12 protein-coding genes are annotated in these 12,527 nt (G+C 70.6%); 3 read left to right on the top strand and 9 right to left on the bottom strand.

Translation table 11 applies throughout. From position 1 onward, the window contains the following. Positions 1-47 precede the first annotated feature (47 nt). The gene (locus ACWIFB_RS03045; RefSeq protein ID WP_454057261.1) at positions 48-650 is read right to left on the bottom strand and encodes a bifunctional adenosylcobinamide kinase/adenosylcobinamide-phosphate guanylyltransferase; all 603 of its coding nucleotides are present in this window, start codon (positions 648-650) and stop codon (positions 48-50) included. Positions 651-765: 115 nt separating this feature from the next. Beyond that, positions 766-978: a PLDc N-terminal domain-containing protein gene (locus ACWIFB_RS03040; protein WP_454057260.1), complete on the bottom strand. Its 213-nt coding sequence runs from the start codon at positions 976-978 to the stop codon at positions 766-768. Positions 979-1,080: 102 nt separating this feature from the next. On the opposite strand from ACWIFB_RS03040, the gene ACWIFB_RS03035 reads away from it, so the two are divergent. Together ACWIFB_RS03035 and cls are read left to right on the top strand one after the other, a co-directional pair. Next, a complete protein-coding gene (locus ACWIFB_RS03035; RefSeq protein WP_452098095.1) occupies positions 1,081-1,899 on the top strand; it encodes a mycofactocin-coupled SDR family oxidoreductase in 819 nt (272 codons plus the stop codon). A gap of 58 nt (positions 1,900-1,957) precedes the next feature. Next, positions 1,958-3,451 (top strand): cardiolipin synthase, encoded by a 1,494-nt coding sequence (cls, locus tag ACWIFB_RS03030; protein WP_452098094.1) that lies wholly within the window; start codon positions 1,958-1,960, stop codon positions 3,449-3,451. Between the two features lie 66 nt (positions 3,452-3,517). On the opposite strand, the gene ACWIFB_RS03025 is transcribed toward cls, so the two are convergent. From ACWIFB_RS03025 to ACWIFB_RS03000, 6 genes are all read right to left on the bottom strand, one after another. After that, entirely contained in the window at positions 3,518-4,624 is a 1,107-nt protein-coding gene (locus ACWIFB_RS03025; RefSeq protein ID WP_452098093.1) for an ABC transporter ATP-binding protein, read from the bottom strand. Beyond that, positions 4,624-5,952: an ABC transporter substrate-binding protein gene (locus tag ACWIFB_RS03020; RefSeq protein ID WP_452098092.1), complete on the bottom strand. Its 1,329-nt coding sequence runs from the start codon at positions 5,950-5,952 to the stop codon at positions 4,624-4,626. The genes ACWIFB_RS03025 and ACWIFB_RS03020 overlap by 1 nt, the downstream gene beginning before the upstream one ends. A gap of 98 nt (positions 5,953-6,050) precedes the next feature. After that, on the bottom strand, positions 6,051-6,965 hold the full coding sequence (locus ACWIFB_RS03015; protein ID WP_452098091.1) for a carbohydrate ABC transporter permease: 915 nt from the start codon (positions 6,963-6,965) through the stop codon (positions 6,051-6,053). Beyond that, positions 6,962-7,870, bottom strand: a complete 909-nt coding sequence (locus tag ACWIFB_RS03010; RefSeq protein WP_452098090.1) for a carbohydrate ABC transporter permease — start codon at positions 7,868-7,870, stop codon at positions 6,962-6,964. The genes ACWIFB_RS03015 and ACWIFB_RS03010 overlap by 4 nt, the downstream gene beginning before the upstream one ends. After that, on the bottom strand, positions 7,867-10,068 hold the full coding sequence (locus ACWIFB_RS03005; RefSeq protein ID WP_454057259.1) for an outer membrane protein assembly factor BamB family protein: 2,202 nt from the start codon (positions 10,066-10,068) through the stop codon (positions 7,867-7,869). Before ACWIFB_RS03005 ends, ACWIFB_RS03010 begins: the two co-directional genes overlap by 4 nt. 45 nt (positions 10,069-10,113) lie before the next feature. Beyond that, complete coding sequence (locus tag ACWIFB_RS03000) at positions 10,114-10,983, bottom strand: MurR/RpiR family transcriptional regulator (protein ID WP_452098088.1); 870 nt, start codon at positions 10,981-10,983, stop codon at positions 10,114-10,116. A gap of 148 nt (positions 10,984-11,131) precedes the next feature. On the opposite strand from ACWIFB_RS03000, the gene ACWIFB_RS02995 reads away from it, so the two are divergent. Continuing rightward, the gene (locus ACWIFB_RS02995) at positions 11,132-11,866 is read left to right on the top strand and encodes an HAD family hydrolase (protein WP_454057258.1); all 735 of its coding nucleotides are present in this window, start codon (positions 11,132-11,134) and stop codon (positions 11,864-11,866) included. Here ACWIFB_RS02995 and ACWIFB_RS02990 read toward each other — a convergent pair. Beyond that, positions 11,856-12,455: a hypothetical protein gene (locus ACWIFB_RS02990; RefSeq protein ID WP_454057257.1), complete on the bottom strand. Its 600-nt coding sequence runs from the start codon at positions 12,453-12,455 to the stop codon at positions 11,856-11,858. The genes ACWIFB_RS02995 and ACWIFB_RS02990 overlap by 11 nt on opposite strands. Between the last annotated feature and the right edge of the window lie 72 nt (positions 12,456-12,527).

Genomic DNA, 12,527 nt, shown 5'->3' with positions numbered 1-12,527 from the left:
GGGGCCGGTCAGCCTCCCACCCTATGGGGCCGCGGGGCCGGTGGCGGTCACAACACCAGCACGCGCCCGCACACGACCAGATGCACCTCGTGGCACTGCGCGGCCACGGACTGGTTGAGCGCGCCGAGCAGGTCGCGGAAGACGCCGCCGGCGCGGTGGGCGGGCACCACGCCGGAACCGACCTCGTTGGTCACCAGCACCACGTCGTCGCGGCCGGCCAGCGCCTCACACAGCTCCGTGACATGAGCGTCTACGGCCAGGCGCGCCTCGTCGACGGGGGCGTCCCACAGCCCGAGCCGGTCGACACACCCGGTCAGCCAGGTGCCCAGGCAGTCGACCAGCACAGGACCGAGGGTCTCGCGGAGCGCCGCGGCGACGTCCGCGGTCTCGAGCGTGTGCCACCCGGCGGGTCGGTGGGCGCGGTGGTGCCGGACGCGGGCGGCCCAGTCGGGGTCGTCGAGCTCGTCGGCGGGACGGCCGGGGGCGATGAACGTGACCGGGGCGGGGGTGTGGCCAGGGGCGCCCGGGTGCGGCGGGCCCTGGTGCGGCGGGTCTGCGTGCGACGGGCCTGGGCGCGTCCGGTCCTCGAGTAGGCGCGCCGCGTGCCGGGACTTTCCGGACCGTGCACCGCCGGTGACGAGAACCCGCATCAGGCGACGACGACGAGGGGCGCGCCTGCCGACAGCGCTGCCGGTCTCCGGGTGTGCGGCATGGTCGGTGACGGCGTCGTCGTAGTCGTCGTCATCATCGCCCTCGAGGGAACGATCACCGACGTCCCCGGGTGAAGTACAGGGCCGGCCCGATGAAGTTGATCGCGATCACCGCGGCCCAACGACCCTTGCTGCCCCGCATCTGCGAGGGGTTCCGGGAGGCGAGGTCGGCCCACGCGCTGACGGCCAGCGAGACCTGGACGGCGGCGAGCGCCATCAGCCCGGCCCGCTGCCCGTCGGTCAGGTCTGTCCACTTCTTCTTGGCCATGTCCGCCTCCCGGTCCGTGTGACTTCCGACTCTAGAGCCTCCCGATCGGCCTAGGGTGGCGACGAGGGATACATGGGTCCACACCGCGGCAGGGAGGCCGTCATGGCAGGCAGGCTCGAGGGCAAGGTCGCGTTCATCACCGGGGTCGCGCGGGGGCAGGGCCGGGCGCACGCCGTCCGGCTGGCGTCGGAGGGCGCGGACATTATCGGTCTGGACCTGGCCGGTCCGCTGCCCGCCGCCGTGCCCTACGACCCGGCCACGCCGGAGGACCTCGAGGAGACGCGCCGGCTGGTCGAGGCGCAGGGCCGCCGGGCATTGCTGTCCGTCGGGGATGTCCGAGACCTGGACGGGATGAAGAAGATCGTCGACGACGCGGTGGTCGAGCTCGGGCGCCTGGACGTGGTCGTGGCCAACGCCGGGATCTGCACCCCGCAGGTGTGGGACGCGATCGCGCCGGAGGACTTCGCCGCGACCATCGACATCAACGTGACCGGCGTGTGGAACACGGTGATGGCCACCGCCCACCACGTGATCGCGGCAGGCGGCGGCTCGATCATCCTGATCAGCTCGTACGCGGGCAAGAAGATCCAGCCGTTCATGGTCCACTACACCGCCTCCAAGCACGCGCTGGTCGGGATGACCCGCGCGTTCGCCGCCGAACTCGGCCCCCGCAACGTGCGCGTCAACAGCGTCCATCCCGGCGGCGTCGCGACCCCGATGGGTGGCGGCGACATGGTGGGCCAGCTCGAGAAGGTGGGGAAGTCCAACCCGCCGCTCAATCTCATGGGCTCGACGTTCCTCGAACAGACCTACGCGGAGCCGGAGGAGATCTCGAACATCGTGGCCTTCCTGGCCTCCGGCGAGTCGGCATTCATCACCGCCGAGCACATCAGCGTGGACGGCGGCTCCCAGTACTTCTGACCGCTACACTTCTGAGCTCCACATCCCGGAGCCCGGTCGGCGGGCAGGAAGCAGGACGATGATCTGGCCTCTGACCGGGTACAGCATCGGCTGGATCCCGGCCTGGGTCGCGATCGCCGCCCTGGTGGTGGAGGTCGTGATCCGGCTGGTCGCGATCGGCGTGATCCCCGGTGGGCGTCGCCCGAGCACCGCCATGGCGTGGCTGCTCGGCGTCTTCCTCGTCCCGGTGGTCGCCCTACCGTTGTTCGCGGTGCTCGGTACCAACCGGCTGTCGAGGCGGCGGCAGGAACTGCAGCGGGAGATCAACGAGGAGCTGGCCGAACTGCTGGTCGGCACCGACGACGGCGACCTCGTGCTGGCCCACAGCCGGCGGCTTCGGGCGACCGTGGACATGAACCGCAGGCTGGGGGCGTTCCCCGTCCACCTCGGCAACGACCTGACGCTCATCTCGGACTACGAGGAGACGTTCCGGTGGATGGTCGAGGCCATCGACTCCGCCGAGACGTACGTCCACATGCTCTTCTACATGGTCTCCGACGACCCGGACTACGCAGGACCGGTGTGGGACGCCCTCGACCGGGCCACCGAGCGGGGCGTCGCGGTCCGGGTCCTCTACGACCACGTCGGCACGGCGCAGGTCAGGGGATACCGGGCACTCCGTCGGCGGCTGGCCGGCTCGGACATCGAGTTCTCGCCGTCGCTGCCGCTGCGGGTGACCCGCTGGCGCCCGTCACGGCCTGACCTGCGTAACCACCGCAAGATCCTCGTCGTCGACGGTCGGCAGGCACTGACCGGCAGCACCAACCTCATCGAGCCGCACTACCGACGGCGATCCGCGGTCCGCATGGGCCGACGCTGGGTGGAACTCAACGTCGTGGGCACCGGGCCGATGGTCACCTCGCTGGACCTGGTGTTCGCCTCCGACTGGTACATGGAGACCAGCGACGACCTGCGCGACGTCGTGCGCGCCGAGATCGACCCGGCCCGGCACGAGCTCACGGGATCGCCGGTGCAGGTACTGCCGTCGGGGCCGGGCTTTCCCGACGAGAACAACCTGCGCCTGTTCAACGACCTGATCTACCGGGCGGTCGACCGCGTGGCGATCTGCACGCCGTACTTCGTGCCGGACGATTCGCTGCTGTACTCGGTCACCAGCGCCGTCAAACGCGGCGTCGACGTCACGCTGATGATCTGTCAGAAGGCGGATCAGGTGATGATCCACCACGCCCAGCAGTCCTATCTCGAGGAGCTGCTCGAGGCGGGGGTGCGGATCCTGCGCTACCCGGCGCCGGACGTGCTGCACTCCAAGTTCGTGCTGGTCGACCGGGACATCCTGGCCATCGGCTCCTCCAACATGGACATGCGTTCGTTCAGCCAGAACGGAGAGGTCACCCTGATGGTGCTCGACCCGGAGGTCGTGCGCGCGACCGACGAGGTCCTCGCGGACTACGCGTCCCGCTCCGACGAACTCGACCTGGCCCGGTGGCGGGCCCGGCCCTGGTACGAGAAGTATCTGGACAACGCCTTCCGGCTGCTCTCCGGTCTGCTATGAACGGAGACAGGCGGGCCCCGGCGCCGGCTGTGTCGCCGACCCCGGGGCCCGGCCCGGTTCACTGGGTCAGACCACGAGCACGCGCTCGTCGAGCTCGACTCCGCACTCGCGGGCGTTGCCCAGCCTGCGCTCGGTCCGGTCGGAGTAGACGTGGACGTGGTCGCGGGTGCACCACGCCGTGACATACGCGCCCACCGACGGGGCGTGGTCCGCGTCGACGATCACCGCGAACGACTCCATCAGCGAGGTCTGGACGTGCACGATCCGCTCACGGCCGGTCGGCTCGATCAGCACCACGCGGCCGCTGAGGGACCACACGTCGGCGTTCACGGGGGCCTCGGTCGAGAGGTGGAACCGCTCGGGTCGCACGCCGATGGTGACGTCCTGCTCGTCGCCGAGCCTCAGCTCGCCGAACGTGCTGCGACCGCTCTCGGGATCCACCGGGAACAGATTCATCGGCGGGGTGCCCACGAACCCGGCGACGAACAGCGTCTCGGGGCGGCGGTACAGCTCGTCCGGGGTCCCGAACTGCTCGATCCGACCCTTGTTGATCACCGCGATCCGCGAGGCCATCGCCATGGCGTCGGCCTGGTCGTGCGTGACGTTGACCCCGGTCGCACCCACGCTCTGGAGCAGTCCGGCGATCTCCACCCGCAGCCGCGCGTGCAGCTGCGCGTCCAGCCCGGACAGCGGTTCGTCCAGCAGGACGATGCTGCTGCGACGGGCCAGGGCGCGGGCCAGCGCGATGCGCTGGCGCTGACCACCGGACATCGCCCGCGGCTTGCGGTCGAGCAGGTGCTCGACCTGCATCCGGGTGGCGATGTCGACGGCACGGGCATCGGCGTCCGAGCGCGAGAGCTTCTTGCCGTGTCGCAGTCCGAGCGTGATGTTCTCCCGGCACGTCAGGTGCGGGTAGAGGGCGTAGCTCTGGAAGACGATCGCCACATCCCGCTTCTCCGGAGGGATCTGGTTCTGCCGCTCGCCGTCGAAGAGCACCTCGCCCCGGTCGACGGACTCCAGGCCGGACACCACCCGCAGCAGGGTCGACTTTCCCGACCCCGAGGGGCCGAGCACTGCGATGTTCTCGCCCGACTCGACCTCCAGGTCGATGTCGCTCAGGGCGGCGACATCACCGAAGGACTTGGACACTCCTGCGATCCTGATGGCGGTCATCAGCGGTTCCCCTCCACGATGCGGTCGATCTGCACGACGGTCTCGGGCACGACGTCCTCGGTCGGCTCACCTGACTGCAGACGCTGCGCCATGACCTCGATCGTGTCGTAGATCTGGTTGGCCGGGCCGCCCGGGAAGCCCTCGCCCCACTGGCTCAGCTCGTTGTCGAAGGTCCACGCGAACTCCATCGGCGGGGTGGCGGCGTCGCTGGCGAGCAGCTCGTCCCGCGCCTCGGTGTCGACCGGGATGTAGCTGCGCTGGGTGCCCGAGGCCTTCAGGACGGACTCCGGGGTGAACAGCTCGCCGATCAGCTCCTGCGAATATGCGGCGCGGCACGGGTCGTCGGAGAGCACCATGTAGCCGTTGCCGCCGGCCGGCAGCGCGCGGTCGGTGGTGCCGTCGACGCTGGGCAGTTTGATGGGCATCCACTCGAACTCGTCGCCCAGGCCCTGCTCGATCGCCACGATGGTCGAGGTGGTGATCATCGCGAACGGCAGCGTGCCGGTGTTGAACTGGTCGACGGCCTGGGTGGAGTCGGCGATGCCGGCCTCGAGTCCGCGCTGGCCGAGCTGCGACCAGATGTCGAGCGCGGCGATGCCATCCTCGTCACCGAAGGCCGCGGTGCCGTCCTCGTTCGCCAGCGTCGCCCCCGAGTTCTGGAGCAGGCCCTGGGTGAACCACTCCGGCAGGCCGGACGGCGCGATCGACACGGACGGCTCGCCGGTGTGGTCGGTGACCTGCTGGGCCACCTCGAGCAGTTCGTCGTAGGTGGTGATGTCCTCGGCCTGACCGGCGCCCGCCTCGTCGAGCAGGGTCTGGTTGACGGCCATCACCGGGGCCGAGATCTGGGCGGGCGCCACGTAGGTCGTGCCGTCCTTGACGGTGCCCGCGCCGAGGAACTGGGTCTGGTAGGTCTCCGGCAGCGAGTCGGTGTCGAAGGGGACCGGGTCGTAGGTGTCGACCCAGAACTGCATCTGGCCGAGTCCGGTCATGATCACGTCGGGCCGGTTGCCCACCGCGATGTCGGCGACGATCTGCTGGGTGAGCTCCTCGTACGCGGTGGACGCGGCCGGGGTGCCCTCGATCGACAGCCCGGGGTAGCGGCTCTCCATGGCCTCGACGGCCACCGGCATCGAGTTCTCCGCGAGCGAGTTGTAGGCGACGTTGATGGTCATCCCGTCGGGACTGCACTCGGCGACGTCGGCGGCCTGGGCCACCTCCCTGCCGTCGGCCGGCTGGTCACCGGCGCCGCCGCCACCACAGGCGGCGAGCAGGAGGGCGAGGGCGGCGGCGGAACCGCCGACGAGGGCCGGGCGTGCGTTCTTCATGGGTGTCTTCTCTCTTCTGGGCGAGGTACGGAATCGGTGGTCGGCGGGGGACTGGTCCGTGTGGGGGTCCGGCGGATGCGGCCGGCCGTCGGGGCGGGTCATCCGGTGATCTCGGTGCCGCTCATGCCGCGGACGAAGTGCTTCTGGGCGAGCAGGAAGATCAGGACGATGGGCAGGGTGACGATCGCGGCGCCGGCCGCGAGCGCGGGGTAGTCGGCCCCGGAGTCCACGTCCTGGAAGATCGCCAGCGCCAGCGGCGGGGTGTGGATGTCCGGGCTGCGGGCCACGAGCAGCGGCCACATGTAGTCGTTCCAGTGGACGAAGACCGAGTACACGCTGAACGCGGCGATCCCCGGCTTGGCCATGGGTGCGACGATGCTGACCATCGTGCGCACCGGGCCGAGCCCGTCCATCGCGCACGCCTCCAGCAGCTGCGGCGGGACCGACATCATCTGGTTGCGGATCATGAACGTGCCGAGCACCGAGGTGGCGAACGGCAGGATCAGCGCGGTCAGGGTGTCCGCCAGACCCACCTGGTTGAGGCCGATGAACAGCGGGATCATGGTGACCTGGCCGGGGATGAGCAGGCAGAGCATGACGAACGCGAACACTCCGCCGGTCCACCTCCTGCGGTACACCGTCAGGGCGTACGCGGCCGGGATGACGGTGAGCAGCTGGAGGGCGAGGATGCCGAAGCTCACGATCAGCCCGACCGTGATCGCCTGGCCGAGCCCGGCCTCCTGCCAGGCCCGGACGTACGGCTCGAAGGTCAGCGACTGCGGCAACAGGCTGAAGCCCTCGCCGAACACCTCGTCGTGCTGCGAGACCGAGGTGCGCAGCATCCAGTAGAACGGGAACAGCGAGATCAGCAGGGCCAGCGCGAGAACGATCCACTTGGCCGCGGTGCGGGCCAGTGCCGCTGCGTCCGCGCGGATTTGACCGGCGTTCGCGTCTTCCTCCGATGGGGAGGGCGCGGTCTGCGAGCCGGCGCGCGGGGGTGAGGTCACGGTCATCGGTCGTCCTTCTTTCCGGCGAGGATCCGGCGCTGCCACAGCCCCACGGCCACCAGCGCCACGACCATGAGGAACGACATGGCCGAGGCCCCGCCGAGGTCGAAGTACTGGAAGCCCAGGCGCCAGGCGTGGGTGAGGATGAGTTCGGAGGAGTACTGGGGGCCGCCGTCGGTCATCACGCGGACCGTGTCGAAGGCCTGGATGGACTGCAGGACCGCCATCACCACGGCAAACACGACGGTCGGCTTCATGACCGGCAGGATGATGCGGGTCAGCTGGGTGATCGGGCTGATGCCCTCCATGCGTGCGGCCTCCAGCATCGTCCCGGGCACGGTGGCCAGGCCGGCGAAGAAGATCATCATGGTGAACGACGCGGTCCGCCACACGCCGACGAGCATCACGGTGGTCAGCGCGTAGTCGGTGCTGCCGAGCCAGTTGATCGGCGCGATGCCGAACAGCCCGATCAGCTGGTTCGCGGCGCCACCGCGGACATCGAAGATGTAGGTGAACACCACCGCCATCGCCACGAGGTTCGCGGTCATCGGCAGGAACAGCAGCGTCCGCACCAGTGCCCGGCCGCGCACGATCGAGTTGGCGAGCATCGCCAGGAGCAGACCCAGCACCAGACTCGGGACGATCGTGCCGACCGAGTAGACGAGGGTGTTGACGATCGCGCGCTGCGAGTGCGGGTCGGTGAAGATGCGCTCATAGTTCGCGGTGCCGACGAAGGTCCAGGTCCCGCCGGCGAGCGGGATGTGGAACCAGCTGCCGATGAAGGTCAGCGCGGCGGGGAAGAACACGAACAGGAACGCCAGCAACGCCATCGGGGTGACGAACAACAGCGGGGCGCGGCGCCGCCACTGATCGTCGCGGCGCGAGCGCGCAGGTGTCGCGGTGGCGGTCACAGCAGGCCCTCCTTGGGCAGGGCGATGACGCGGCCGTCCACGTCGACGCCCACGAGCAGGTCGCCGGCGTCGGCCAGCGGCGCGGCCAGTGGCGCGTCATGCGCGACGGTGCGGGTGAGCGAGCCGTCGAGCGCATAGGTGCGGATCGCGCCGTCGAGGCACGGAAGCACCAGACGGTCGCCGGTCGGGGTGGGCGGGGCGAGGACGACACCCCCGGCCTTGGCGTACGGCTGGAACGGCAGCGCCGCGGAGGCGGAGACCGGGGTGTCCCACAGCGCGCTGCCGTCGGCGCGGTCGAGCATGCGCAGCCCGACGCCGCCGACCGTCACGACGACCCCGCGGTCGGTGACGACCGGGGCCGCCGGAGAGAATCCGCCCTCGTGCGGGGCCGCCCAGCGGCGCCGACCGTCGGCGACACCAACCGCCAGCGTGAGGCCGTGGGCCGGCAGGATCGCAGCGCCGGTGGCCTCGTCGTGGGCGCCGGTGCCCATCACCAGAAGACGCTTGACCGCGGCGGAATCCGCGGGCGCCGCGGCGTCCGGCCCGGGGGCGTTCCAGCGGTCACGGCCGGTGGCCAGGTCGATCCCCAGCGGGTGATCGGGACTAGGCCAGAAGCCCACCACCACGAGGTCGCCCACGATCAGCGGCGCGGAATGATTGCACAGGTTGTGGTGCGGCGCGATGTCGGTGCGCCGCCACAGCACCTCGCCGGTGGCCAGGTCCAGGCAGCGCAGGTCGGCCTGGTCGCCCACCACGACGCGACCCGAGTCGATCACCGGCGCGCCCCAGGCGAAGCGGCGGTACGGATCGGAGGACGGACTCGTCCAGACCGGGTTGCCGGTGCCGCGGTCGAGACCGTGGACCGCCCCGGTGACGTCCGCGACCACCACGAGGTCGCCGCCGATCGCGGGGGTGCTCTTGACCGCGGCCGCGGTGGTGACCGACCAGCGGATCTCGCCGGTCGAGCGGTCGATCAGGTCGACCGACCCGGCGGCCGCGTCCTCGAGCTGTGAGCCCACCACGATGTCGTCGTCGTCGCTCCCCACGCCCTGCCGCACCGCGGCGCCGGCCAGGGGGGTGACCCACCGCGCGGGTCCCCAGGGGCCGGGGCGTCCGGAGCCCACGACGGTGGCCGTGGCGCTCACCGTCGGCACGGGGCGGGCGGTGTCGGGGGCGACGACGACGGAGTTCACCGCGACCTGCTGCCCGTCCCAGATGACGCGGCGGAGCATCGGCGGGGTGTAGTCGAGCCCGGCGAAGAACGTCGGCGGGGTGTTGACGTGCAGCGTCCCGTCGATGCGGACCACGCGGGAGGTGTGCCAGTGGCCGGAGAAGGTGGCCAGCGGCGGGCGCGGCGCGGCGTCCAGAACGGCGGCGCTCGGCTGGTCGTGGAACAGCAGGATCCACGGCATCTCATCCGGGACCAGGGCCAGGTCCCCGCGCAGCCACTCCTCCTGGAGAGCGGAGTCGATCCCGAGCTCGTGGGTGTGCCAGTCCATGGCCACCACGTGGAGGCCGGGCACGTCGAAGCTGTACCAGCGCGGACCCATGAACTGCTCGTACAGGGCCGGGTCGCCGGTGTTGGTGAGGTAGCCGTTCGGCGAGACCACGGAGTCGTGGATGCCGTTCATGTGGTCGTGGTTGCCGGCGATCGCGTGGACCGGCCGCGCGCTGGAGGCCAGGACCCGCAGCAGGGACTCGTATTCGGTGGCGGTGCCCTCATCGACCAGATCGCCGGTGAGGAACACGGCCTGGGCGTCGGGGGCGAGACTGGGCAGCTCGGCGAGCAGGGTCGCGAACTGGTCGGCCGAGGAGCCCTCCGGGTAGAGGGAGGCCGCCCGGCGCGGGGTGCTGGGGGCGCTCGGGTCGCTGAGGTGGGTGTCGGTGAGGTGGACGAACTCGTACGGCAGCGTCTGCGGGGTCGGGGTCAGGAGGAAGTCGGTGGGTGCTGACTGAGCTGCGGGTGCGCCGGGGTCGGTCGGGGAGGCGGGGGCACCGGCGGAGCCGGTCTCGTCCGTGGCGACGCGGTGCCACCACGGTTCGGCGGTGACGCCGGCGGGGCGGCGGACGGAGACGAATCTCCCGTCGCCGGGGAGGTCGTAGCGGCCGTCGGCGTCGGTGGTGACCGAGGCGCGGCCGTCGGTGACGACGATACCGGGGATTCCGGCACCGTCGGGGGCACGCACTGTTCCGTGCATGGGGTATCTACCTGCTTCTCGGGTGTGGTGGGGGTGGGCCGGTGGTCAGAACCGGTGTTCGGCCAGGACGTCCGCAGCGGCCCGCAGATGCTCGTCGGCATCCGGGAGTCGCTGACGGATGAGTACATGGAGCGCGTCGAGGACGGCGAGGTGGACGAGTCGACTGGCCACGGCCTCGACCCGGATCCGGGTCTCGGCGCTGCCGGCGATGATCGCGTGGTCGCACAGTTCCGTCAGCGGGGAGCGGGCGAAACTGGTGATCGCCAGAACGGTCGCGCCGGCGGTCCGGGCGGACCGGACCGCGGCGAGGGTCTCGAAGGTCGAGCCGGTGTGGCTCACCACGAACAGGACGTCCCCGGGCCCGAGCATCCGCGCCTGCATGTGCTGCGCGTGGACGTCGCCGACGTAGAACGCGCTCATGCCGAGGGTGGTGAGCCGGTAGGAGCCGTCGAACGCGAGCATCGCCGAGGTGCCGACTGCGGCGAACTGGATGCGCCGCGCGGACAGGAGTGCCTCCACGACGTTCTCGACCTCGCCGATGTCCAGGACGGCGGCCGTGTCCTTGAGCGCGGACGCGAAGTCGCGCAGCAGCGTCGCGGTGAGGCTCGCTCCGGCTCCGACCGCGCTGTCAGTGGCGGCGTCGGCATCGGGCACGTACTCCACGGCGAGCCGGGTCTTGAGCTCCTGGTAACCCTTGAGCCCGATGCTCGTGCACATCCGCACCACGGTGGCGGCCGAGGTGCTGGCCCGGTCGGCGAGTTCGGTGACCGAGGCGTCCAGCACCTCGAGGGGGTCGGCGAGCACCGCGTCGGCCACGCGCCGCTCCGCCGGGGAGAACCCCGGGAGGTTGGTGCGGATGAGGTTTCTGACATCGCCGGCGGTCTCGATCTCCCGGGCGCTCTCGACTGTGTTCACGGAAGAGAAAGCTAGGCAGTCGAGGTGAACCGAGCAGGTTTCATGAGTGAACGGCGTATGTAACTTTCATTCAGCTGCTCGTAATGAAACTGGGTTTCAATCGTCGGTGTTCTCTACACACGTACCGACCGCATATCGCAGGAGCGCCATGTCGACGCCGACCCCCGACCGCCCGTCCGTCCCCCAGCCCGGCCCGGGCGTGGAAAGTCCGCCTCTCGTCCTCTTCGACTGGAACGGCACGGTGATGAACGACGTGGCCCGGGCCGCCGACGCGGCCAACCAGGCACTGGAGAAGTTCGGGATGGTGCTCTCGGAGGAAGAGTTCCAGCTGGGCTTCACTCTGCCGCTGCTCGACTGGTTCTCAGGCCTGGGGGTGCCGCAGGAGTACACGGCGGAGGCGTCCGCGCACTGGAACCGCGCGATGGAGGTCGAGGCGGCGGCGCGCGAGTCCGCACGGCGGACGGTCGCCGCACTGCGTGAGCGGGGCGTGATCACGGGGGTCGTCACCGCGGCGGCACCGGGGAGCGTGTGTGAGGACCTCCGGGCCAACGGCCTCGACGGGCTGTTCGACCTGGTCCATACAGATGTCGAGGACAAGGTGGCGTGTCTTCGCTCACTGCGTCACCTCGGCGAACCCGCACTCTACGTCGGCGACACCGCCTACGACATCACGTCGGCGCGGGCGGCGGGGTACACGACGGTCTCGATCGGGGGTGGCTATCAGCACGCCACGATCCTGGCCGGGGCCCGGCCGGACCATCACATCGAGGACCTGACCGACGTGCTCGACCTGAGCCGGCCCGCCGGCGACCGGCGCCCGGGCGGTTCGCGCCGCCCGGGCCGCCCGTTGAGCCTGGAGCAGGCCGCGGGGCTCAGTTGGTGATCTGCACTCCGGAGAAGATCTCCTCCACCGCCTCCTCGAAGGCGGGGTCGACGGGCGCGGTCGACTGGGCGGTCATGGTGTAGGTGATCGACCGGTCCTCGTGCGGGACCACGATGACCTGCACCTCCGCGGGCCGCACCGGGATGGCGCCCATCGCCGGCAGGTCGTATCCGAGGGTCCAGGCGCTGTAGCCGCAGATCTCGCCGCGCTCGGGCGTGACGTCGGAGGTGCCTGCGACATGCTCCAGCCCGGCGAGCTGACGGTCGAAGGCGGCCTGCTCGTCGGCGGGGGAGGTCTCGGCGGTCACCACGACGTTCGGCGCGAAGTCGTCCTTGGTGAGCGCGGGGTTGATCACGGCGAGACGGATGAGCTCGGAGTTCATCGAGGTGTTGGTCTTCCAGCCCTCCGGGAGCGGGACCTCCAGCGTCGGCTCGCCCTCCTGCGAATCGGCGGCGAGGAGCTCGCCCTCCGCGGCCGCGCAGGCGCTCGACGCCTGGGCCTCGGCGTTCTCGGCATCGTCCCCTCCGGAACATGCGGACAGGGCCAGAAGCGGGATCAGGGCGGCCGCGAGGCGGGTACGAGTCGACATGCGCAGTGAGGCTAGTCGACTGAAGTCCCAGGTTGGGGCGGCATGTGGACTGCGTGCGCCCGTCGCCGCGGA

This window comes from Dietzia sp. NPDC055340 (genome assembly GCF_053645335.1).
Note: the sequence above shows the minus strand (reverse complement) of the source record. Positions and strands in the feature narration are given on the sequence as shown.

Excerpts from the sequence above, each read along its gene's own strand:
- ACWIFB_RS03045 (WP_454057261.1), bottom strand. The coding sequence starts at position 650 with ATGCGGGTTCTCGTCACCGGCGGTGCACGGTCCGGAAAGTCCCGGCAC.
- ACWIFB_RS03040 (WP_454057260.1), bottom strand. The coding sequence starts at position 978 with ATGGCCAAGAAGAAGTGGACAGACCTGACCGACGGGCAGCGGGCCGGG.
- ACWIFB_RS03035 (WP_452098095.1), top strand. The coding sequence starts at position 1,081 with ATGGCAGGCAGGCTCGAGGGCAAGGTCGCGTTCATCACCGGGGTCGCG.
- cls (WP_452098094.1), top strand. The coding sequence starts at position 1,958 with ATGATCTGGCCTCTGACCGGGTACAGCATCGGCTGGATCCCGGCCTGG.
- ACWIFB_RS03025 (WP_452098093.1), bottom strand. The coding sequence starts at position 4,624 with ATGACCGCCATCAGGATCGCAGGAGTGTCCAAGTCCTTCGGTGATGTC.
- ACWIFB_RS03020 (WP_452098092.1), bottom strand. The coding sequence starts at position 5,952 with ATGAAGAACGCACGCCCGGCCCTCGTCGGCGGTTCCGCCGCCGCCCTC.
- ACWIFB_RS03015 (WP_452098091.1), bottom strand. The coding sequence starts at position 6,965 with ATGACCGTGACCTCACCCCCGCGCGCCGGCTCGCAGACCGCGCCCTCC.
- ACWIFB_RS03005 (WP_454057259.1), bottom strand. The coding sequence starts at position 10,068 with ATGCACGGAACAGTGCGTGCCCCCGACGGTGCCGGAATCCCCGGTATC.
- ACWIFB_RS02995 (WP_454057258.1), top strand. The coding sequence starts at position 11,132 with ATGTCGACGCCGACCCCCGACCGCCCGTCCGTCCCCCAGCCCGGCCCG.
- ACWIFB_RS02990 (WP_454057257.1), bottom strand. The coding sequence starts at position 12,455 with ATGTCGACTCGTACCCGCCTCGCGGCCGCCCTGATCCCGCTTCTGGCC.